We start from the raw sequence: 20,816 nt of genomic DNA on the forward strand, positions 1-20,816 counted from the left end.
CTTCATGAACGAAGAAACGACACGAGGGATCGCCTATCACGACACGGTGGTTCGCCAGTTTTCACTGGCGGCGGTGCTCTGGGGCGTGGTGGGCATGGGGGTGGGCCTGTTCATCGCCGCCCAACTGGCATGGCCTGAACTGAATTTCGGCGTTCCCTGGCTCAGCTATGGCCGGCTCAGGCCGCTGCACACCAATGCCGTCATCTTCGCCTTCGGCGGCTGCGCATTGATCGGCAGCAGCTACTACGTGGTCCAGCGCACCAGCAGCGTGCCGCTGTTTGCACCGCGGCTGGCCGCCTTTACTTTCTGGGGCTGGCAGCTGGTCATCCTGGGCGCCGCGATCAGCCTGCCGCTGGGCTACACCACCGGCAAGGAATACGCCGAACTCGAATGGCCCATCGACATCCTCATCACCCTGGTCTGGGTGTCCTATGCCATCGTCTTTTTCGGCACGCTGGGAATCCGCAAGGTCCGGCACATCTACGTGGCCAACTGGTTTTACGGCGCCTTCATTCTGGCGGTAGCGGTACTGCATGTGGTCAATAGCGCGGAGATTCCGGCCGGCTGGATGAAATCCTATTCCGCTTATGCAGGCGTGCAGGACGCGATGGTGCAGTGGTGGTACGGCCACAACGCAGTGGGTTTCTTCCTCACCGCGGGCTTCCTGGGCATGATGTATTACTTCATCCCCAAGCAGGCGGAGCGGCCGGTCTACAGCTACCGCCTGTCCATCGTCCACTTCTGGGCGCTGATCTTCACCTATATGTGGGCGGGCCCGCATCACCTGCACTACACGGCCTTGCCTGACTGGACGCAATCGGTGGGCATGGTGTTCTCGCTGATCCTGCTGGCGCCCAGCTGGGGCGGGATGATCAACGGCGTGATGACGCTGTCCGGCGCCTGGCACAAGCTGCGCGACGACCCCATCCTGCGCTTCCTGATCGTGTCGCTGTCCTTCTACGGCATGAGTACCTTCGAGGGCCCGCTGATGTCCATCAAGACCGTCAATGCGCTCTCGCACTACACGGACTGGACCGTGGGCCACGTGCATTCGGGCGCGCTCGGCTGGGTGGGGCTGATTTCCATGGGCACGCTGTATTACCTGATCCCCCGCCTGTTCGGGCAAAAGCAGATGTATTCGATGCGCGCCATCGAGGTGCATTTCTGGACCGCCACCGTGGGCATCGTGCTGTACATCGCCGCCATGTGGATCGCCGGCGTGATGCAGGGCCTGATGTGGCGCGCCGTCAACGCCGACGGAACCCTGACCTACACCTTTGTCGAAGCGGTCAAGGCCACCTATCCCTTCTATGTGGTGCGCTTCTTCGGCGGGCTGCTGTACCTGGGCGGCATGCTGCTGATGGCCTGGAACGTCTGCATGACGGTGGCCAAGGGTCGCCCCGTCCGGGTGCTGGTGCCCGCACTGGCCCACGCATAACAAGAGAAGAAAGTACATCCCATGAAAGACGAAACTCCCTCTGCGGCCGGCTTCTCGCACGAGAAGATCGAAACCAACAACTTCCTGATGATCATCCTGATCCTGCTGGTGATCGCCGTCGGCGGCCTGGTGGAAATCGTGCCGCTGTTCTTCCAGAAGTCGACCACCGCGCCGCTCGAAGGCGTCAAGCCCTATGGAGCGTTGCAACTAGCCGGCCGCGACATCTACCTGAGGGAAGGTTGCTATAACTGCCACTCGCAGATGATTCGCCCGTTTCGCGCAGAGACGCTGCGCTATGGTCACTATTCGGTGGCCGGGGAATTTGTCTACGACCATCCCTTCCAGTGGGGCAGCAAGCGCACCGGGCCCGACCTGCACCGCGTGGGCGGCAAGTACACCGACGAATGGCACCGTATCCACCTGAACAATCCGCGCGACCTGGTCCCTGAATCCAACATGCCGGCCTATAGCTGGCTGGAGAAGAAACCCGTCGACCCCGCCGACATGGCGCCCCGCATGACAGCACTGCGCAGGGTGGGGGTGCCTTATACCGACGCCGAAATCGCCGAGGCCGCCGGTGTGGTGAAGGGCAAGACGGAAATGGATGCCCTGGTGGCCTATCTGCAAGTTATGGGCAAGGCCCTGAAGTAAAGGAGAGCACCATGGACGTCAACACGCTGCGCATCATCGCAACCCTGCTGTGTTTTGCCACCTTCGTCGGCTTGCTGGTGTGGGCCTATTCCAGCCGCAACCACAAACGCTTTGAAGAGGACGCAAAGATCCCCTTCCTGCAGGACTAGGGGAACCGCGCCATGCAAACCCTCTTCACCGGTTTTTTCTTTACCGCACAACTCATCAGGTGTGACGTATGAGCGATTTCACTGACAACTTCTGGTCCTGGTATGTGGCCGCGCTGACCCTGGTCGGCATCCTCGGCGCCTTGGTCCTGCTGTGGGCCACGGCCCGCAAAAAGATGCCCGAGCGCAGCGACAACACGACGGGTCACGTCTGGGATGAAGACCTGCGCGAGTCCAACAACCCGATGCCGCGCTGGTGGATGTGGCTGTTCGTGATCAGCGTGATCTATTCCTTGCTCTACCTGGTCGCCTACCCGGGCCTTGGTGCTTACCCGGGCGAAATGGGCTGGAGCACGCGTGGCGAATACAACACCGCGATGGAAAACGCAAACAAGGAACTTGCGCCGCTGTATGCCGGCTTCACTGCCAAAGGCGCGGACGAACTCGCGGGTGMTGCCAATGCCATGGCGGTGGGCGAGCGCCTCTTCATGAACAACTGCGCCCAGTGCCACGGCTCGGACGCACGCGGCAGCAAGGGTTTTCCCAACCTCGCTGACAACGACTGGCTGCACGGCGGCTCAACCGAAAAAATCAGGGAAACCTTGACCTTGGGTCGCAAGGGTCAGATGCCGCCCATGGCGGCCGCTGTAGGAACGCCTGATGATGTCAAGAACGTGGCGAATTATGTGCTGAGCCTTTCCGGTGGTCCCCACGATTCACTGCGCGCGCAGCTCGGCAAATCCAAATTCACCGCCTGCGCGGCCTGCCACGGCATGGACGGCAAGGGCAATACCGCGATAGGCGCGCCCAACCTTGCCGACGACATCTGGCTGCACGGCTGGGGAGAGCAGGCCATCGTTGACATTGTTAACAAAGGCAAAACCAACGAGATGCCTGCGCAGGCCGGCAAGCTCACGGAAGCGCAGATCCATGTGTTGACAGCTTACATCTGGGGACTCTCCAACAAAGCCGCTGCGGCAAAACTTTGAGGCGACAGTGACCCAGCTGCCACTGCGAAAAATCATTCCCATCGTGCCGGCGGCGGAGCCGGCAGGGGAGTCGCTGTACGAGGCGCAAAAGAAAATCTACCCGCGCTCCGTGAGCGGGCTTTTCGCGCGCTGGCGCTGGGCATTCGTCATCTTGACCCAGCTGTTTTTCTACGGCTTGCCGTGGCTACAGTGGGGGCAGCGCCAGGCGGTGCTGTTCGACCTGGAGGCGCGGCGCTTTTATCTATTCGGTTATGTGCTGTACCCGCAGGACTTCATCTACCTGACCGGCCTGCTGGTCGCCAGCGCTTTGTCGCTGTTCCTGTTCACGGCGGTGGCGGGCCGCCTGTGGTGCGGCTTTGCCTGCCCGCAGACGGTCTATACCGAAATCTTCCTCTGGATAGAGCGCAAGGTGGAGGGCGACCGCACGGCCAGGTTGCGGCTGGACGGCGCCCCTTTCTCCCTGGAAAAACTGGTCAAGAAGTGGTTCAAGCACATCCTCTGGATAGGTGTGGCGATGTGGACCGGCTTTACCTTTGTCGCTTATTTCGTGCCGGCCCGCGAGCTGATCCTGCAGTTCCTGCAGACCAAAATGGGTGGCTGGGAAATCTTCTGGGTCCTGTTTTACGGTTTCGCCACTTACGGCAATGCCGGTTTCCTGCGCGAGCAGGTGTGCAAATACATGTGCCCCTATGCGCGTTTTCAGAGCGCGATGTTCGACAAGGACACGCTGATCGTGAGTTACGACCCCGCGCGGGGTGAACCGCGCGGCGCCAGGTCGCGCCACGCCGACGCCTCGGCATTGTCTCTGGGCGCATGCGTCGATTGCACCCTGTGCGTGCAGGTCTGTCCAACGGGCATAGACATTCGCGAGGGCCTGCAGTATGAGTGCATAGGCTGCGCCGCCTGCGTGGACGTGTGTGACGGCGTGATGGACAAGATGGGTTATGCACGAGGCCTGATCCGCTTCACGACCCAGAACGCGCTGGCCGGGAAATGGAGCGCTTCGCGCATGCTGCGCCGGGTGCTGCGGCCGCGCGTGCTGGTCTACACCACGCTTCTGGGCGTGCTGTGCCTGGCGCTGCTGTGGAGCCTGGTGGCGCGCATGCCGCTGAAGGTTGACGTGGTGCGCGACCGCGCGGCGCTGTCGCGCATCGTTGCCGGTGGGCGGCTGGAAAACGTGTACCGCCTGCAGATCATGAACGCCACCGAGCAGCCGCAGCGCTACACGATTGCGGCTGCCGGACTGGAGGGCCTGACGGTCGCCTCCGAGGCCGAGGTCAGCGTGGGACCCACCGAATCCCGCTGGGTCGCGGTGCGGCTGCAGATTCCCTACGGCTCGGCGCCGGCCGGCTCGCACGCCATCGTGTTCCGTGTCGGCGATGAGAGCGGGCGCGCCCACGTCGAAGAAAAGTCCGTGTTCCTGGTTCCGCGATGAAAGGCCTTTCATGAATACCATTCCCACCCAAGCCTCCCCCTGGTGGAAGCACGGCCATGTCTGGCTGGTGATTTCCGGGCCCGCCGCCGTGGTCGTGGCAGGCGTGGTGACAGCCTTTCTGGCCGTCAAGTATCCGGATGCCGTGATAGGCGGACAGGAGCCGGCGCGGGCCTCGCGAACCAATGCGCTGCATCAACCCAAGGCGCTGGCGCCTGCCCTGGAGGGGCGCAACCACGCGGCCACACCCGACAAAACGGCTCGCCCCTGATCGCCTGCAACACAAAGAGGAGACACCATGATTTCAGCCAACAAGATACTGGGCATCGCCTGGCCGGCCTTTCTGTCGGCCTGCCTGCTGGAACTGCTGCTCTTCGGACTGTTCGACCCTGAGGAAATGCTGCGTTACGGGCAACCCGCGGGGCTGTCCCGGCTGGCGCTGCAGACCGCCGCCTTTTTTGTATTCTGGCTTGCTTGCGCGGCCTCCAGCGCCTTGACGGTGCTGCTGATGGGGCCTGTGCCGGCTTCCGCAGAAAGGGCCGGGCGGTAAGATCGGGTTCCACTCCCGAAGCTGCCCCATGTCCTTGTTCCCCCACATAGGTGACGCAGTGCCGAAGCGCCGGCGTTCCATGGCCGTCACGCTGGCCGTGATGGCAACCCTTACGCTGCTGGCCGCCGTCCATCTGGCATCCAGCCCGCAGTCRCTGCCGGGCCTGCCGCTGGTTACGGCGCTGGCCGCCGCCACTTGCGGCATCGCCTGGCTGCTGGCCGGGCGTGACGCGGCGCGAGACCGTATCGGCAAGCAAGCGCTGGAGGGCGCGGACGCGAGGCTGGCCGGCCTGCTGGATTCAGCCATGGACGCCATCATCACTGTGGACAAAGAACAGCACGTGATCCTCTACAACAAGGCCGCCGAGAAAATATTCGGCTGGCCCACGCGCGAGATGCTGGGCCAGCCTCTCACGCGCCTGATCCCGCAGCGGCACCAGGGCGCGCACGGCGAGCAGCTCAGGCGTTTCGGCCAGACCGGCACGACCTCGCGGCGCATGGGAGACGGCACGGTGCTTTACGGGCTCAGGGCCAGCGGCGAAGAGTTTCCCCTGGAAGCCTCGATCTCGCAGCTCGATACCGCGCACGGCAAGCTTTACACCGTGATCCTGCGCGACGTGACCGAGCGCGTGCGCGCCAGCGAGGAACTGAGCGCCTTCGCCTCGGCGGCCCACGCCATCCGCGAGAGCGAGAAAACACGGATCGCGCGCGAGCTGCATGACGAACTCGCGCAGTCACTGACAGCGATCAAAATGGACGCCACCTGGAYTCGGGAAGCCTTGTCCCCGGATGCGGGTGCCGTGCGGGCCAAACTCGACGACATGCTTGGCTTGCTGGACACCACGGTGGCCGCCACGCGCCGCATCGCGTCGGATTTGCGGCCGCTGCTGCTGGACGACCTGGGCCTGGTGCCGGCCATCCAATGGCTCACCCACAACTTCACCCAGCGCCATGCCGTGGCATGCAAACTGTCGCTGGACGAGGACGTTGAACTGGCCGAACCGTATGCCACGGCGGTATTCCGCATCGTGCAGGAGTCGCTTGTAAACGTGGCCAAGCACGCGGGTGCGTCGCAAGTCGAGGTGCGCATCGCGAGGACTGACGCGGCCGTGGTTCTCGAAGTGGTCGACGACGGTGCCGGATTCGCCCTGGACGCGCCGCGCAAGCCCAGTTCGCTGGGCCTGATGGGCCTGCACGAGCGGGCCCGCTTGCTGCAGGGAACGGTGGACATAGACACCGCGCCGGGCCAGGGCACCCGCATACGGGTTAGCATCCCGGTGCCCGAAACAGGAGACATCACGTGATCAGGATTGTGATTGCCGACGACCATTCAATCGTGCGGGAGGGGCTCAAGCGCATCGTGTCCTCCATCGAGGACATGGAGGTCGCCGGCGAGGCCGGCAACGGAACGGAAGTCATGCAGCGCGTGCGCGAGCTGGCCTTCGACGTGCTGGTGCTGGACCTCTCCATGCCGGGGCGCAGCGGCATGGAGCTCATCAAGCTGATTCGCGGCGAAAAACCGCAGCTGCGCATCCTGGTCCTGAGCATGCACCAGGAGCTGCAGTACGCCGTGCGCGCGATCAAGAACGGCGCCAGCGGCTACCTGACCAAAGAGAGCGCACCGGACCAGCTGGAGCAGGCCATACGCAAGGTCGCTTCGGGCGGCGCCTTCATCAGCGCCGAGGTGGCGGAACAGCTTGCGTTGGGCGCGATGCCCGGTAGCCAGGCGGTTCCGCACGAGAGCCTTTCCAACCGCGAGTTCGAGGTGCTGCAGCTGCTGGTGGCCGGCGTCTCTCTCACGGACATTGGCACGCGGCTGAACCTGTCGGTCAAGACCGTCAGCACCCACAAGACCAACCTCATGCAAAAAATGGGACTGCAAAACCAGAGCGAACTGATCCGCTACGCCATCAAGCACGGGCTGGCCGAACCGCTGGACAGCTGAACGCTGAAAGCGGCCGCGCAAAGAGCATGGTGTTGACGAGGGTCAATACGGCCTTGGGTGCATCTGCCTACAGTCAGGGTATCCAAACTCTGCACCGGGAGGTGTTCCATGGGCAATGAACTGAAACAGCTGCTGGTCCACGCCGATGCCTCGCCGCAATTCGCGCAACGCCTTGAATTTGCCTGCCGGCTTGCCRCGCAGCATGGCGCCGGCATCACGGCGCTGTATGCATCGCCTTCGGCCTCGGAGGCGCTTCCCGTCGCCTCCGGCATCGGCGTCGGCCTGGCCGTGAGGCGGGAGAACGTGCAGGACACCGAACTGGCGCGGGCACGTTCGGTGTTCGAGCAGCTCAGGCCCGCGGGGTTGTCGGCCACCTGGGCTGAAGTTCATGAATTTCCGCTGGTGTCGGCCTTTGCCGAACAGGCGCTTTATGCCGACTTGCTGGTGCTGGGCCAGCACGGCCCGGGCGAGGGCTGGTCCACACTGATGCCGGCGGATTTTCCGGAGGCCGTGATCGCCCTGAGCGGGCGGCCGGCACTGGTGCTGCCCTACACGTCGGCAAAACCGGGTTTGCCGGGCAATGTGGTGATCGCCTGGAAGCCCACCCGCGGAGCCGCACGCGCGGTGACCGCGGCCCTGCCCATCCTGCGCAACGCAAACTCGGTGCATATCCTGAGCTGGGGCGTTGATGCCGTGGCGGCTACGGGCGCAGGTCCGAATATCGTCTCTTACCTGAAGATCCACGGTGTCCAGGCCAGCTGGCACCGGGAAAATGTGGAAGGCGCGGAACCCGGGAACCTGGGCGACCTGCTGCTGTCGCGCGCGTTCGATCTGCAGGCGGACTTGCTGGTGATGGGCTGCTATGGCCGCGCCCGCGCCTATGAATGGGTATTGGGCGGCGCATCCCGGACCGTCCTCAAAAGCATGACGCTGCCGGTTTTGATGGCGCATTAAGCGGGCGCGCTGGTCGGTACAGGCTCGGAAATTTCCGAGTCTGGATCGGAGCGCCGGTGCCGGCGAACCAGCCTTATCCGAGCCGGCCTTTCAGCAAAAGACGATGTCCCTGCCGCGCCGCCTGCGCGACAGTAGAGGCATGCAACACACCGCTTCACCCACCCGGGTCTTTCTGGCCGACGACTCCGCGCTGAGCCGCCGCAGCGTTGCCGAAATGCTTACCGCCCGGGGCGTGGTGGTCGCGGGCCAGGCCGATACGCCGGAGTCTGCGGTCTCGGGCATCCTGGCGACGCAGCCCGATGTGGTGGTGCTTGACGTGCAATTCGAGAAGGGCACGGGCATGCAGGTGCTGCAGTCCATCCTCAAAACCACGCAAGACATTCCTTTCATCATCCTCAGCAACCATGCCGAGGCCGCCTACCGTGCGCGCTACCTGGCTGYGGGTGCTGCCTGCTTCCTCGATAAACACGCCGAGTTTTACCAACTCGGGGACACCGTGGCAATGCTTGCGCAGCCGCGGCGTGTGGATCAATCCGTTTCTTCCTCCCAATCCAAGGAGTCATCATGCCTGTAGCCTGTTCATCCACCAGCGGCACTTCATCCGTCGGCRGCATTTCTTCCGCCGCCATCCTGCCGCTGAAGACTCCCTGCTCGAACTGCAATCTGCGCGACCTTTGCCTGCCCTGCGGCATGAAGCCCGCCGATGTGGGGGGACTGGACGATCTCCACTTCAGCCGGATCAAGGTCAAGGCGGGGCAGACGCTCTACCATGAGGGCCAGGCTTTCCGCAACATTTATGCGGTGCGCATCGGCACCTTCAAATCCAGCCTCACGCTCGCGGACGGCCGTGAGCAGGTCAGCGGCTTCCAGATGGCCGGTGAGCTGATGGGCCTGGACGGTATTGCCAACGGCGCGTATGCCAGCAACTCCACCGCGCTCGAAGACACTGAAGTCTGCACCATTCCCTACGACCAGATCAGCGGCCTGGCCGCGACCAGTGCCGACATGCAGCAGGCCGTCGGCCGGCTGATGAGCCGGGAGATCGTCAAGGAACACAGCCTGATGATGCTGCTGGGCAGCATGAACGCCGAAGAGCGGCTGGCCGCCTTCCTGCTTAACCTGTCGCAGCGGCTCAAGTTACGCGGCTACTCGGCCAGCGAGTTTCACCTGCGCATGTCGCGTGCCGAAATCGGCAGCTACCTGGGCATGAAACTGGAGACCGTGAGCCGCACCTTTTCCGCTTTCCAGCAACAGGGCATCCTTGAAGTCGACAAGCGCCACATCCGCATCCTTGACCATGCGGCCCTCAAACAGGTCTTCGACACGCGCGTCCACTGACAACCTGTTTACGGCTTAAACGGGCCCGGCCATCCCTTGCGAGGTCGGATTGCCGGAAAAATCCGTCCATTGCCGCCCCTCGAAGTCGTAAAGCTTGCAGCGGCGCGCCGTGTCGAAGTACCAGTGCCATGAAAAGGGCTGTACAACGATGTGGCCGGGTAGCCTGGCCTCCAGGACGGCCTGGGCCTGCTTGAGGCGGTACAGCGGCACGCCCATGTCGACGTGGTGGGCGGTGTGCTCCATGATGTGGTGCAGCGCCGCGCCGAAAAACGAGTTGAAGGTCAGGTGCACGGTGGTGGAGACAAAGGGGTTTGCGTCGGACCAGCTCTTTTTGTTGTCGTACCAGGCGATCTGGGTGTGCGTGTGGTGCACGTAGACCACAAAGCCTATAAGGCCGTTCCACACCAGCAGCGGCAGGAAAAAGCCGACAGCCAAAAGCCAGAGTGCCGACTGGCCGGTAGACCATGCCGTGACCACAAGGCCCGCGACCCAGGCAGCGGCAGCGGCGGTGACCAGCAAGCTGTCCGCGACAAAAATGCCGCGCCGTGTGGGCATCACGGCTTTGGACGGGAAGTAAAGCCGCTTCCACCAGATTTCCACGAGGTAATAGAGCCAGGGCGTCCAGCCGCTGCGGTAGACGCGCTCCAGCCATCGCTTCCAGGCGGGCAGGCGTTCATAGGCCTCAAGAGTTGCGGGCTGCCAGACGAAATCAAAGCCGCTGAGGTTGGTGTAGCCGTGATGCACGATGTTGTGCCCGACGTCCCACAGGCTGTAGGGTGTGAGCGAGGGCAGAAAAAGCAGGCGGCCCAGCCAGCGGTTGAGTTTGCGGTGTGAGGTGAAGCTCTGGTGGCACGCATCGTGGCCGAGGATAAACAGCCTGGCGATCATGAACCCCGCCAGCAGGGCCATGAGCACCTGGAGGGCGGGGTGGTCCGCGAGCACCGCCCCGGCCATGCATGCAGCGAACAGGGCAAGGTCCATCAGGGCCAGCGCCAATGCAAGGCCGGTGTTTTTGGTCGAGACGGGAAGAAGCCAGGAACGCAGGACTTTTCGGTGCGGAAGAACAGTAGCTTGGGTTACTTGGATTGCTTGTGACAGGGACATGAGATGAAGGGTTGGCAGCCGGGGCCGTCCACCCAGGGCAATGGGGAAGCCGCCAGCTTACGGCGTGCCCTTCGCGGCGATTTGACGCAGGTCAAGAACAGGGCAGACGCGTCCGGCGGCCCCACCTTGCGCCCTCGTTGATCCACATCAACGCAGCCGGGGCGGAGGGGCGGCACAGTGGAGGCCTCACATTCCCTAAACATTCCATGCCCGCTGTATTACCCCAGGCCCTTCGACGGTTCGACATCACCGGGCCGCGCTACACCTCCTTTCCCACAGCGGACCGTTTTGTCGAGGCCTTTACCGCCGTCGACCATAGCCGCGCGCTGGACGACAGACGCGTGCGGGCCGAGACATCGGCGGCGCCGCTGTCGCTGTATGTGCACATCCCGTTTTGCGAATCGCTGTGCTACTACTGCGCCTGCAACAAGATCATCACCAAGCAGCACAGCCGCGCCACCGCCTACCTGGGCTATCTTGAGCGCGAAGTGGCCCTGTACACGGCGCGACTGGGGCAGGGGCAGCCCGTTAGCCAGCTGCATCTGGGCGGGGGCACGCCGACTTTTTTGTCCGACGCGGAACTCGCACGGCTCATGGACATGCTCAGAGGCAACTTCGACATCGCGGCCAGTGCGGAAATGGCCATCGAGGTAGACCCACGCACTGTGGACAACACGCGCCTGGCCGCGCTGGCCGCCCTGGGCTTTAACCGACTGAGCTTCGGCGTCCAGGATTTTGACCCCGATGTGCAAAAAGCCGTGCACCGCGTCCAGCCCGCCGAACAGGTGTTCGCGCTGGTCGCGCAGGCGCGCGCGCTCGGGTTTGAATCCATCAATGTGGACCTGATCTACGGCTTGCCGCGGCAGACACAGACGTCCTTCGCGCGCACCATACGCCGGGTCGAGGAGCTCAGGCCGGACCGCATTGCCCTCTATGCCTATGCCCATTTGCCGGAGCGCTTCAAGCCGCAGCGGCACATCCCAACGGCGCTGCTGCCCGCGGCCGAGGACAMGGCCGCCATGCTGGCCGAGGCCATGCAGCGTTTGCAGGGCGCGGGTTACCGCTACATCGGCATGGACCACTTCGCGCTTGAGAACGACGCGCTGGCCGTGGCCAGCCGCGAGGGCCGGTTGCACCGCAACTTCCAGGGCTATAGCACCCAGCCCGACCGCGACCTGGTGGGTCTGGGCGTGTCGGCCATAGGCGCGGTCGGCGCCACCTACAGCCAGAATGCCAAGGACCTGGAGGAATACTGCGACCTGCTGGATCAGGGGCGCTTCCCGGTTACGCGCGGCCTGGCGCTAAGCCGGGACGACCTGGCGCGCCGCGCGGTGATCATGGCCATCATGTGCCAAGGCCGGGTCTGGTTCGAGTCGATAGAACTCGCCTGGATGCTGGACTTCAAGGCCTACTTCGCGCCCGAGCTCGAACGCCTGCGCGAACTGGAGCACGCCGGCTTGGTCGTGCTGTCTGACACCGGCATCGAAGTGACGCCCGAGGGGCGCTTCGTGCTGCGCGCGGTGGCCATGGTGTTCGACCGCTACCTGCAGTCCGACCTCAACCGCAGCCGGTTTTCGCGCATTATTTGATTGCGGCGCCGCCCATGTCTTACGCACTCGCCATGACGGCCTTGCTGATGGGGCTGGCCGGCGGACCGCATTGCGCCGTGATGTGCGGCGCTGCCTGTGGCGGTCTCCGGCGCGTGGGCCCGCAGCGGCAGGCACATTCACCGCTGGTCTTTCAGGCCGGGCGGCTTGTAGGCTATTCCGCCGCGGGCGCGGCGGCAGCCGTGGCGGTGCAAAGTTTTGCCTGGATTACGGAGCAGGCCGCCGTGGTCAAGCCGCTCTGGGTGCTGTTTCACCTGGCCGTGCTGGGCTGGGGCCTGATGCTGGTGGTGAAGGCCAGCCAGCCGGCCTGGGCCGACCGCGCGGGCCGCTCCGCGTGGTCCAGGGTGGGTGCCGTGGCCGCATCGCGCGGCGGCATGTTCTCGGTGGGCGCGTTGTGGGCCTTTATGCCCTGCAGCCTGCTTTATTCGGCGCTGCTGGTGGCGTCGCTCAGCGGCGGACCGCTGCAAGGTGCGCTGGCTATGGCGGCTTTTGCGGTAGGTAGCGGCGTCTCCCTGTTGCTGGCGCCGCAACTACTGGCTGGGCTTCGGCGCGCTGGCAATAGGCTGGGCGGGCAACTTGGCGTGCGCCTGGCTGGCGGGGTGTTGGTGCTTGCCGCCGTGCTCGGTTTGTGGGGCGACATGATGCACCGCATCGCGCAGTGGTGCGGGCTCGGCTGAGGCCATGCGGCGCCCGGCCTGTGTTCACCGGTGGCATCCGCCGCGGTGGCGATGGCATGCAGCGCTAAAAAAGAGCGTCACGGCGTGTTTGCTATCAATTTAATAGCTGTTTGCGCTCATCCGATAAGGGTTGATGGCTTTTTTCCTCAAGGGTGGCCTGACCCTCGCGCCCCGCCGCCTTCCAGCGTGATGAACACGTGGCGGTCGCTGACCGCATGATGGCCACGCGCGCGTCTTGCGCCTGCCGCGGCGCTGAGGGCCAGCGCCGCGAAGCCGCGGGCCGCCAAAAAGGCCAGGAAGGCCGTGCCGCTCAGGGGCCGGGCGAGCAAGGCACTGACGAAGCCCGGGCGACAAGGCTCCCAGTGCAGACTCACGCCCTGCGCGGTTCCTGCGGATTCAACCACTGCGTTCTTGTTGGTGCCAAGGCGCACGCGCTGGCCGGCTTCGATGAAATGATCCCCGGGATCGTTGTGGAGCGTCAGCCAGAGCCGGCCGTGCAGCACCGTCAGTTCGCCGCCGCGCCGCGGCAAACGCAGCGCTTGGCCGGGCACCAGGCGCCGGATGCCGCTGAGCGATACGGCGTCGTTTGATTTCGCATTCATCATCAGCCTCTTTGGATGTGGCAACCGCAGTCATAGCCCGGCAAGGGCGTGCAGCGCGGGGTTGTCGATCTGGCCGGCAAGCAGCTTCGCCGCCGCCGCGCTCGCACCGTCGCCGAGCGCCGCGCGGTGCAGGCAGGCGCGCACCGTCAGTTCGCGCATGCCGCTGCGCGCAGCGAGGTCCTGCATTTCGTTGATCCAGGCCGAGGCCTGGGGCATGGCTTGTGCCACAGCGACATCACACAGCGCGTCGAGGGCATATGCCTTGGCCCACAGGTAGGCATCAGGAAGGCGTATGCAGCGCGTCAATGCGTCAGCGAGTATTTCGACGGCGCGCTGCGGTTCCCCGCGCGCCATCGCCACGCGCCCCAGGCCTCGGCCGGCAATGCCTTCCCAGCATGGGTCGCTGAGCTGGCAGCCGAGCGCGAAGGCATGCTCGTAGCGGTTCGCGGCCGCATCCACGTCGCCGCGCAGCAGGTCGATCTCGGCCCGCAGCGATTGCGGCCACGGCACAAAGGCGGTCCAGCCTTGCCGGGCCAGTGCCACCGAGCGGTCCAGGGCGTCGGCGGCGGCCTCGGGTTCACCGTGCAGCAGCAGCGCGCGGCCCAGCATGGACAGCGCGTAGGCAAGTTGCCGGCTGTCGCCGACGCTAGCAGCCAGCACCTCTGCTTCGCGTAGCTGGCTGATGGCGGCTGTGTAATGCGCAGTGTCACTGAGCGCAGCGCCCTGCACGGTGGCAATGCGCGCTTGCTCCGCGTGGTCGCCGGCTGCCATCGGCGTCGCGCGTTGCAGCCAGGCCAGCGTGCGTTCATAGCGGCCGCGCAGGAATTCGACGTAGCCGAGCTCGCGGCACGCGGCGKCGGCGAGTGCCGGCGAAGCCTCGTGGCCGACCTCCAGTGCTTCGTGAAGCGCCGTAGCGCCCTCTTCGTCGCGTCCGCGGGCGGCATGCACCAGCGCGCCGCCCAGGGCCACACGCGTGCGCGCGCGCAGCGCCGCGTCGCCGGTGGCATCGGCTTCCACGATCGCGCGGCGCAGGCATTGCAGGCCGGCATCGAGCGCGCCGGCGCTGATCGCCGCCTCCCCGGCTTCCAGCTGTGCCAGCGCCGCGGCGCGCCCGGTGGCGGGCCGCGCGGTGGGCGCTGCGGTGAGCGTGCGCAGGGCGGCGTCCAGCGTGGCGCCGGGTTGCACGCCGAGTTCGCGCTGGAACAATTCACGGCAGGCTGCGGCCTGGCGCGCGGCGCCCACGCCGTCACCCGCGGCCGCGAGGCTGCGCACCAGCAAAGCCTGGTAGTTCTCGTCAAGCGGGTTGTGCCGTACCAGTCGGCCGGCCAGCGCGGCTGCTTCTGTCATGGCGCCCGCGGCCATGCGAGCCAGTGCGGCTTCGCGCAGCACGGCTTCGGCGGCGGCCTGCAGATGGCGGCGCTCCGTGGCAAGCCAGACCTCGAAGGCCGGGCTGCCGGAAAAATTCATGCCTTCCAGCAACTCGTGATCCAGGCCGGGCACATACAGGGCTTGCGCCCAGCTACCCGACAGTACGGCGCTGAGGTCGACGTAGGTGGCAGGCTCCAGTGAAAGCGCCAGCAGATCGCCGCGCAAATCTGCGGTGCCGAGCAGGCGCCGCAGCTCGCTAAGGTTCCAGCGCAGGGCGGCCAGCGGATCTTCGGCATCCTCGAACAGCAGCTGCGCCAGGTGCTTGCGGCTGACCGGCGCATCGCTGCGGACCAGGTAGGCGAGCAGGCCCCAGACTTTGTGCCCGCGTGGCGCCGGCACGGGCTGGCCTCCGCGCTCCGCCCGCGGCGGGCCGAGCAGGTGGATGGCCAGCCCCAAAGGCGGCGCGTCGTTCGGGGCTGGCGAGTTCACCGGCTGCCTCAGGCTTCGGCGGTGGTGGGGTCTATGGTGGTGGTGACTCGCGAGACGGTGTCCGCCGGAAAGCCACCCCTGCGCGCGTGTTCCTTCACGAGTTCCTCGCTGGCCGCGTTGTAGATGCAGTACATCTTGCCGCCCGTCACATAGCTTTGCACCCACTGCACATCAGGCCCCAGTTCCTGCAGCACACCGCAGGATTTCTGGGAGATGGATTGCAGCTCGGCGGGCTTCAGGGCCCCGAGTCCGGGGATGGCACGTTCGATCACGAATTTGGGCATAACAGGCTCCGTTAAGTTAGTGGAGACCCGAAGATAGGCAGTGTACGTGTGAGCCGGCGTGTGAGAAAGACGCCCGGATCGAATCAATAAGGGGAATGGCGCGGTGTCGGCCTATCCGATTTGTACCCGTTTTCTTACAAATCGGCCGGAGCGGATGCGTTGTTCGTGGATAGCATCGGAGTGTGTGCCCCCTGACCGGCTGCTGCAACATCCCCCACTTTCAAAAAAAACATGATGAATCGCTCCCCTTTGCTCCTTTTGCCACACCGAGTTCTGCGCGGAGCTGCTATTGCGGCTGCCGGGCTGTGCGCGGCCCTGCCGGCCTTTGCCGGCGGCAACACTGAGCCGCTCACCGACATCCTTTCTTCGCCGGGCAGTGTCGGGCTGGGCCTCGTGACCCGGATCGAGCGTTCGCCCTACAAGGATGCCGGCACGCGCTACGACCTGTTGCCGCTTTACCTGTATGAGGGCGAACGGCTTTTCCTGCATGCCAACCGGGGCGGCATCAAGCTGCTCAACGGCACCGAGCGGCGCCTGGACCTTTTTGTGGAGCAGCGCCTGGAGGGCTTTCCGACCGAGCGCCTGCCCGCCAGTCTGGCCGGCATGTCGCCGCGCGACTCGGGCCTGGACCTGGGCCTAGCCTACCGCTGGCGCCAGCCCTGGGGCACGTTGCAGGCCGAGCTGGTGCATGACATCAGCAACACGTACAAGGGCAACGAGTTCCGTCTGGGCTACACCTACGACTGGCGCTCGGGCCCCTGGATGTTGCGCCCCAATGTGACCGTGGGGGTGCGCGACGCCAGGCTCAACAACTATTACTACGGAGTGCAGGCCAGTGAGGCAACGGCCGGGCGGCCTGCTTATGCGCCGGGCTCGGGCGTGCAGACCTCGATTGGCCTGTACGGCTCCTATGACCTCACCGAGCGCTGGCGTCTGCTGGCCGGTGTGTCGGCCACCCTGCTGGACAACAAGACCAAGAACAGCCCCATCGTGCAAAAGAGCGTGCTGCCCGCCGTGTATGTCGGTGCGGCCTATGACTTCGGCGGCCACAAGCGCGAGTGGGCAGAAGACGGCTCACCCACCTACTTCAAGCTGCTGTACGGCAAGTCAACCGAAGACGGCTGCCACCTGGCCAAGATCATCACGGCGCAGTGCCTGTCGACGGCGAAGGTCAATTCGACCCGCATTACCGGCATTCAGGTGGGCAAGCCCTTCCTGAACAACGTGAACGGCTGGCCGCTCGACTTCATCGGCTACGTGGGCCTCACGCACCACGATGAGCGGGGCCTGCAGGCCAATGGCGTGCAACTGGACCTGTTCATGAAGGCCGTTTACTCGGGCTTCCCGTGGAGCGACCGGGTCAAGACGCGGCTGGGATTGGGCGTGGGCGTCTCCATGGCGCAGCGGGCGCCCTACATCGAGTCGTCCAGCCTGGCGGCAAACGGCAAGTCGGCCTCGCGCATGCTCAATTACCTGGACCCGACCATTGACGTGAGCCTGGGCGACCTGATCGGCTACCGGCCGCTCAAGGACACCTTTATAGGCTTTGGTGTGTCGCACCGCTCGGGCATTTTTGGTTCGTCGCGCCTGCTGGGCAACGTCAACGGCGGCTCCAACTACATTTACACCTACGTTGAAACCGCGCTTTGAGTCGTTTTGCTATTGATTTAATAGCTGCTTGCGCAATACCATAATGGCTTTCGGCCTGATTTGAATGAAAATCAGGCGTAGACTGCCCGGACCGGCACAGCCGGCTGGTTCTGCACATTGCTGGTGGCAATCACGCCGCCACCCAGGCAGACATCGCCCTGGTAGAGCACAGCCGACTGGCCCGGCGTCACCGCCCACTGGGCATCGGCAAACACCAGTTCGCAGGCCGCACCGTTAGCGCTGCGCAATTCGCAGGGCGCGTCGGCCTGCCGGTAGCGTGTTTTGGCCGCCATGACACCGGGCGTCGGTGCATGTCCCGCCACCCAGCTGCAGTCCTGCGCCTGGAGCACGGTGGATTGCAGCCAGGGGTGATCATGGCCCTGAACCACCCACAGCGTGTTCGTTTCAAGGTCCTTGCGTGCCACAAACCAGGGTTCGTGCTCGCCCACGCCGCGTAACCCGCGTGCCTGCACGGCCTTGAGCTCGGCCCCTTTGGCCTTCACGCCGCCTATGCCCAGGCCCTGGCGCTGCCCCAGCGTGTAGAAAGACAGGCCCACATGCTCACCGAGCACGCGGCCCTTGTCGTTCTTGATGGGGCCGGGCTCTTTGGCAATGTAGCGATTCAAAAATTCGCGGAAAGGCCGCTCGCCGATAAAGCAGATGCCCGTGGAGTCTTTTTTCTTCGCGTTGGGCAGGCCGATCTCGTCGGCAATGCGCCGGACTTCGGTCTTGCGCAGCTCACCCACAGGGAACAGCGTTTTGGAGAGCTGTGACTGGTTCAGCCGGTGCAAAAAATAGCTTTGATCTTTGGCCGGGTCCAGGCCCTTGAGCAGTTCGTGCAGGCCGGTGGCTTCATTGCGACGCACCCGCGCATAGTGGCCGGTCGCGATTTTTTCGGCGCCCAGGCGCATGGCATGGTCCAGAAATGCCTTGAACTTGATTTCGGCGTTGCACAGGATGTCGGGGTTGGGCGTACGGCCAGCCTGGTATTCGCGCAGGAACTCGGCGAAGACGCGGTCCTTGTAGTCGGCTGCGAAGTTGACGTGCTCGATCTCGATGCCGATCACGTCGGCCACGGCGGCGGCGTCGACAAAATCGATGTTGGACGAGCAGAACTCGCTGTCGTCGTCATCTTCCCAGTTCTTCATGAAGATGCCGATAACCTCGTGCCCCTGCTGCTTGAGCAGGTGCGCCGTCACGGCGGAGTCCACGCCTCCGCTCAGGCCAACAACGATCCGTTGCCGCTTGCCGTCGTGGCTGTGTGTGTTGATTTGCGGGTTGCCCATGGCTCTATTGTAAAAAGATGAAAGCGTTTGCGCCTGTCCGGGCTTTCCGGCCCTGCTGGCCGTGCGGCCGGCGGCACAATGGAACTCCCTTTCTTGCAGGAGCTGCCACTTTGCAACGACGTCAATTTCTTTCCCGCACCGGGCAGGCCGTCACGGCCGCCGGCATCGCCACCGGGTTGCCATGGCTTTCGTCACTGGCCCAGGCTGCGGGCCTCAAACCCGTGGGCAAGGCCCAAGCCTTCGATTACGCGATGCTCAAGGGCCAGGCGCGCGACCTGGCCGCCAAACCCTACCGGCCCCGGCCTGCGGCCTTGCCGGCCGGTATTTCGGACTTGAACTGGGACCAGCACCAGGCCATCCGCTTTAGGGACGACCATGCCTTGTGGGGCGATGACAAGCTGCGCTTCGTGGCCAAATTTTTTCACCTCGGCCTATTCTTCAAGACGCCGGTGCGCATGCATGAAGTGAGCAATGGCCAGGCACAGGAACTGGCCTATGACCCGGCCATGTTTGATTACGGAAAAAGCGGCGTGCGGGGCGACAAATTGCCCGTCGATCTCGGTTTTGCCGGCTTCCGGCTGAACTTCCACACCGATCCGGTGCGTGACGTGGCGGCCTTCCTTGGCGCAAGCTACTTTCGCGCGGTGGGAGGCGAATGGCAGTATGGCCAGTCGGCACGGGGCCTGGCCATCGACACGGCGCAAACTTTCCCGGAAGAGTTTCCGGATTTCATCGGCTACTGGCTCGAAAAGCCGGACCCGAAAGCGGCTTCACTGACCGTCTACGCCCTGCTGGACTCGCCGAGTGTCAGCGGCGCCTACCGCTTTGTGATCACGCCGGGCGACACGCAGGTCATGGACCTGGACGTGGCGCTGTATCCGCGCAAAACCATTGACCGCATGGGCATCGCGCCGTGCACCAGCATGTTCCAGACCGGCGAAAACGACAAACGCATGGGCTGGGACTGGCGCGGCGAAATCCACGACACCGACGGCCTGGCCATGCACAGCGGCACGGGCGAATGGCTGTGGCGTCCACTGACCAATCCGGCGCAATTGCAGTTCAACGCCTTCCAGGACGAGAACCCGCGCGGTTTTGGCCTGATGCAGCGCGATCGCAACTTTGACCACTACCAGGACGACGGCGTGTTCTATGAAAAACGCCCGAGCCTGTGGGTTGAGCCCAAGGCGGGCTGGGGTGCGGGCGCGATACAGCTGGTGGAAATTCCGACCGCGGACGAAACCTTTGACAACATCGTGGCCTTCTGGAACCCCAGGGACAAGCCGCAGGCAGGGCAGGAGTTGCTGTTTTCCTACCGGCTGCACTGGGGGGGCGAACCGCCCGCCGCGCAAGGGCCGCTGGCGCGCTGTGTGGCCACACGTACCGGCCTCGGCGGCGTGGTCGGGCAAAAGCGCACCGCCTACACGCGGCGTTTTGCCGTCGATTTTGCGGGCGGCGACTTTGCCTTGCTGAACCGCGGGGCCCAGGTCAAAGCCGTGATCACCGCTTCGCGCGGCACGATTGAATTGACGTCGGCCCGGCCGCTGGACGCCATCAAGGGGTGGCGTGCCATGTTCGACCTGCGCCCCGATGGCGACAGCACGGCACCCATCAACCTGCGCATGCATTTGCAGGTCGACGGCCAGTCATTGACGGAGACCTGGTTGTACCAGTGGACGCCGCCGCCGGTGGCGCAACGAATTCTTTATTGAGGATTGCGCTGGCTGTCAGCGGGAAAGCGGGGTCCCGTTGGCGCTGCCAAATCATCCACGGCAGCGGTGCTTCCTACTTCTGGTTCAGCGGTGCATGCACGCTGGCATCCGTGGTCACCAGATCAAGCGGGAAGCGCCTGCCTGCCAGGTAATCTTCCATGCAGGTCAACAAGAGAGGGCTTCGGTGCATGTGAGCGCTTGCTCTTATTTCGTCGGCCGTCAGCCAGACCGTGCGCACAATGCCCTCATCCAGCGCCTGGCCTGCCACGTGCTCGCCCAGTTCGCCGCAGAACGCAAAGCGCAGGTAGGTGATGTCTTCGGATTCTTCCTGCCCGATGAGGGCCCGCTCAAAGCGGGAGAGATAGACACCCACAATGGCGGTGGGCGTGAAATGGAAGGCGGTTTCTTCCAGTGTTTCGCGCACGCAACCCTCAAAGGGACTTTCACCGGGATCCAGGTGGCCGGCGGGGTTGTTGAGCTTCAGGCCGTCCCGCGTTTCCTCTTCGACCAGCAGGAACCTGGAGACACCGCCCGTCTTTTTTTCAATCACCGCAGCGACCGTGACGCTGGGTTTCCATCGTTTAATCATGCGCCG

The 20,816-nt window shown here is 64.3% G+C and carries 22 protein-coding genes; 16 read left to right on the forward strand and 6 right to left on the reverse strand.

Going from position 1 to position 20,816, the window contains the following annotated elements:
- The first annotated feature begins 4 nt into the window (after positions 1 to 4).
- From ccoN to AC1D1X_RS00155, 12 genes are all read left to right on the forward strand, one after another.
- The gene (gene ccoN, locus AC1D1X_RS00100) at positions 5 to 1,438 is read left to right on the forward strand and encodes a cytochrome-c oxidase, cbb3-type subunit I (protein WP_477668805.1); all 1,434 of its coding nucleotides are present in this window, start codon (positions 5 to 7) and stop codon (positions 1,436 to 1,438) included.
- A 21-nt stretch (positions 1,439 to 1,459) separates the two neighbouring features.
- Complete coding sequence (ccoO, locus tag AC1D1X_RS00105; protein WP_457281526.1) at positions 1,460 to 2,089, forward strand: cytochrome-c oxidase, cbb3-type subunit II; 630 nt, start codon at positions 1,460 to 1,462, stop codon at positions 2,087 to 2,089.
- Between the two features lie 11 nt (positions 2,090 to 2,100).
- Positions 2,101 to 2,238, forward strand: a complete 138-nt coding sequence (locus AC1D1X_RS00110; RefSeq protein ID WP_477668804.1) for a cbb3-type cytochrome oxidase subunit 3 — start codon at positions 2,101 to 2,103, stop codon at positions 2,236 to 2,238.
- Between the two features lie 68 nt (positions 2,239 to 2,306).
- The gene (gene ccoP, locus AC1D1X_RS00115) at positions 2,307 to 3,224 is read left to right on the forward strand and encodes a cytochrome-c oxidase, cbb3-type subunit III (RefSeq protein ID WP_477697647.1); all 918 of its coding nucleotides are present in this window, start codon (positions 2,307 to 2,309) and stop codon (positions 3,222 to 3,224) included.
- 7 nt (positions 3,225 to 3,231) lie between these two features.
- Positions 3,232 to 4,659 carry a cytochrome c oxidase accessory protein CcoG gene (gene ccoG / locus AC1D1X_RS00120; RefSeq protein ID WP_477668802.1) on the forward strand — a complete coding sequence of 476 codons (1,428 nt, stop codon included), beginning with the start codon at positions 3,232 to 3,234 and terminating at the stop codon, positions 4,657 to 4,659.
- Positions 4,660 to 4,669: 10 nt separating this feature from the next.
- Complete coding sequence (locus tag AC1D1X_RS00125; protein ID WP_477668801.1) at positions 4,670 to 4,927, forward strand: nitrogen fixation protein FixH; 258 nt, start codon at positions 4,670 to 4,672, stop codon at positions 4,925 to 4,927.
- 27 nt (positions 4,928 to 4,954) lie between these two features.
- Positions 4,955 to 5,206, forward strand: coding sequence for a hypothetical protein (locus AC1D1X_RS00130; RefSeq protein ID WP_457281521.1), 252 nt, complete (start codon positions 4,955 to 4,957; stop codon positions 5,204 to 5,206).
- 28 nt (positions 5,207 to 5,234) lie between these two features.
- On the forward strand, positions 5,235 to 6,509 hold the full coding sequence (locus tag AC1D1X_RS00135) for a PAS domain-containing sensor histidine kinase (RefSeq protein ID WP_477697648.1): 1,275 nt from the start codon (positions 5,235 to 5,237) through the stop codon (positions 6,507 to 6,509).
- Positions 6,506 to 7,150 carry a response regulator gene (locus AC1D1X_RS00140; protein ID WP_477668799.1) on the forward strand — a complete coding sequence of 215 codons (645 nt, stop codon included), beginning with the start codon at positions 6,506 to 6,508 and terminating at the stop codon, positions 7,148 to 7,150. The genes AC1D1X_RS00135 and AC1D1X_RS00140 overlap by 4 nt, the downstream gene beginning before the upstream one ends.
- A 108-nt stretch (positions 7,151 to 7,258) precedes the next feature.
- Positions 7,259 to 8,104, forward strand: a complete 846-nt coding sequence (locus AC1D1X_RS00145; RefSeq protein ID WP_477697649.1) for a universal stress protein — start codon at positions 7,259 to 7,261, stop codon at positions 8,102 to 8,104.
- Positions 8,105 to 8,243: 139 nt separating this feature from the next.
- Positions 8,244 to 8,678 (forward strand): response regulator, encoded by a 435-nt coding sequence (locus AC1D1X_RS00150; protein ID WP_477697650.1) that lies wholly within the window; start codon positions 8,244 to 8,246, stop codon positions 8,676 to 8,678.
- Positions 8,669 to 9,442, forward strand: a complete 774-nt coding sequence (locus tag AC1D1X_RS00155) for a helix-turn-helix domain-containing protein (RefSeq protein ID WP_477697651.1) — start codon at positions 8,669 to 8,671, stop codon at positions 9,440 to 9,442. The genes AC1D1X_RS00150 and AC1D1X_RS00155 overlap by 10 nt, the downstream gene beginning before the upstream one ends.
- A gap of 15 nt (positions 9,443 to 9,457) precedes the next feature.
- Here the strand turns inward: AC1D1X_RS00155 and AC1D1X_RS00160 are convergent, their stop codons facing one another.
- Positions 9,458 to 10,546, reverse strand: coding sequence for a fatty acid desaturase (locus AC1D1X_RS00160; RefSeq protein ID WP_477668795.1), 1,089 nt, complete (start codon positions 10,544 to 10,546; stop codon positions 9,458 to 9,460).
- A gap of 206 nt (positions 10,547 to 10,752) precedes the next feature.
- Here AC1D1X_RS00160 and hemN point away from each other — a divergent pair, with 206 nt between their 5' ends.
- Positions 10,753 to 12,135: an oxygen-independent coproporphyrinogen III oxidase gene (gene hemN / locus AC1D1X_RS00165; RefSeq protein ID WP_477697652.1), complete on the forward strand. Its 1,383-nt coding sequence runs from the start codon at positions 10,753 to 10,755 to the stop codon at positions 12,133 to 12,135.
- Positions 12,136 to 12,149: 14 nt separating this feature from the next.
- Positions 12,150 to 12,830, forward strand: a complete 681-nt coding sequence (locus AC1D1X_RS00170) for a sulfite exporter TauE/SafE family protein (protein WP_477668793.1) — start codon at positions 12,150 to 12,152, stop codon at positions 12,828 to 12,830.
- A 146-nt stretch (positions 12,831 to 12,976) separates the two neighbouring features.
- On the opposite strand, the gene AC1D1X_RS00175 is transcribed toward AC1D1X_RS00170, so the two are convergent.
- From AC1D1X_RS00175 to AC1D1X_RS00185, 3 genes are read right to left on the reverse strand one after another with little or no spacing between them, the layout of a single operon-like run.
- On the reverse strand, positions 12,977 to 13,432 hold the full coding sequence (locus AC1D1X_RS00175; RefSeq protein ID WP_477668792.1) for a DUF2917 domain-containing protein: 456 nt from the start codon (positions 13,430 to 13,432) through the stop codon (positions 12,977 to 12,979).
- 30 nt (positions 13,433 to 13,462) lie between these two features.
- A complete protein-coding gene (locus tag AC1D1X_RS00180) occupies positions 13,463 to 15,289 on the reverse strand; it encodes an AfsR/SARP family transcriptional regulator (RefSeq protein ID WP_477697653.1) in 1,827 nt (608 codons plus the stop codon).
- An 8-nt stretch (positions 15,290 to 15,297) separates the two neighbouring features.
- Complete coding sequence (locus tag AC1D1X_RS00185) at positions 15,298 to 15,573, reverse strand: DUF4242 domain-containing protein (protein WP_477668790.1); 276 nt, start codon at positions 15,571 to 15,573, stop codon at positions 15,298 to 15,300.
- A 234-nt stretch (positions 15,574 to 15,807) separates the two neighbouring features.
- Between AC1D1X_RS00185 and AC1D1X_RS00190 the strand changes: the two genes are divergently transcribed.
- Positions 15,808 to 17,223, forward strand: a complete 1,416-nt coding sequence (locus tag AC1D1X_RS00190; protein WP_477668789.1) for a MipA/OmpV family protein — start codon at positions 15,808 to 15,810, stop codon at positions 17,221 to 17,223.
- 71 nt (positions 17,224 to 17,294) lie between these two features.
- On the opposite strand, the gene mnmA is transcribed toward AC1D1X_RS00190, so the two are convergent.
- A complete protein-coding gene (gene mnmA, locus AC1D1X_RS00195; protein WP_477668788.1) occupies positions 17,295 to 18,509 on the reverse strand; it encodes a tRNA 2-thiouridine(34) synthase MnmA in 1,215 nt (404 codons plus the stop codon).
- Positions 18,510 to 18,619: 110 nt separating this feature from the next.
- On the opposite strand from mnmA, the gene AC1D1X_RS00200 reads away from it, so the two are divergent.
- Entirely contained in the window at positions 18,620 to 20,221 is a 1,602-nt protein-coding gene (locus AC1D1X_RS00200) for an OpgD/OpgG family glucan biosynthesis protein (RefSeq protein ID WP_477668787.1), read from the forward strand.
- Positions 20,222 to 20,294: 73 nt separating this feature from the next.
- Here AC1D1X_RS00200 and AC1D1X_RS00205 read toward each other — a convergent pair whose 3' ends face one another.
- Positions 20,295 to 20,810: an NUDIX hydrolase gene (locus AC1D1X_RS00205; RefSeq protein ID WP_477668786.1), complete on the reverse strand. Its 516-nt coding sequence runs from the start codon at positions 20,808 to 20,810 to the stop codon at positions 20,295 to 20,297.
- Positions 20,811 to 20,816 lie beyond the last annotated feature (6 nt).

This window comes from Polaromonas sp. P1_G4, assembly GCF_056405475.1.

Bases quoted from the DNA above. Each gene is read 5' to 3' on its own strand.
- mnmA (WP_477668788.1), bottom strand. From the start codon at position 18,509: ATGGGCAACCCGCAAATCAACACACACAGCCACGACGGCAAGCGGCAA.
- AC1D1X_RS00130 (WP_457281521.1), top strand. From the start codon at position 4,955: ATGATTTCAGCCAACAAGATACTGGGCATCGCCTGGCCGGCCTTTCTG.
- AC1D1X_RS00160 (WP_477668795.1), bottom strand. From the start codon at position 10,546: ATGTCCCTGTCACAAGCAATCCAAGTAACCCAAGCTACTGTTCTTCCG.
- ccoO (WP_457281526.1), top strand. From the start codon at position 1,460: ATGAAAGACGAAACTCCCTCTGCGGCCGGCTTCTCGCACGAGAAGATC.
- AC1D1X_RS00185 (WP_477668790.1), bottom strand. From the start codon at position 15,573: ATGCCCAAATTCGTGATCGAACGTGCCATCCCCGGACTCGGGGCCCTG.
- ccoN (WP_477668805.1), top strand. From the start codon at position 5: ATGAACGAAGAAACGACACGAGGGATCGCCTATCACGACACGGTGGTT.
- AC1D1X_RS00190 (WP_477668789.1), top strand. From the start codon at position 15,808: ATGAATCGCTCCCCTTTGCTCCTTTTGCCACACCGAGTTCTGCGCGGA.
- AC1D1X_RS00170 (WP_477668793.1), top strand. From the start codon at position 12,150: ATGTCTTACGCACTCGCCATGACGGCCTTGCTGATGGGGCTGGCCGGC.
- AC1D1X_RS00175 (WP_477668792.1), bottom strand. From the start codon at position 13,432: ATGAATGCGAAATCAAACGACGCCGTATCGCTCAGCGGCATCCGGCGC.
- AC1D1X_RS00205 (WP_477668786.1), bottom strand. From the start codon at position 20,810: ATGATTAAACGATGGAAACCCAGCGTCACGGTCGCTGCGGTGATTGAA.
- AC1D1X_RS00125 (WP_477668801.1), top strand. From the start codon at position 4,670: ATGAATACCATTCCCACCCAAGCCTCCCCCTGGTGGAAGCACGGCCAT.
- AC1D1X_RS00110 (WP_477668804.1), top strand. From the start codon at position 2,101: ATGGACGTCAACACGCTGCGCATCATCGCAACCCTGCTGTGTTTTGCC.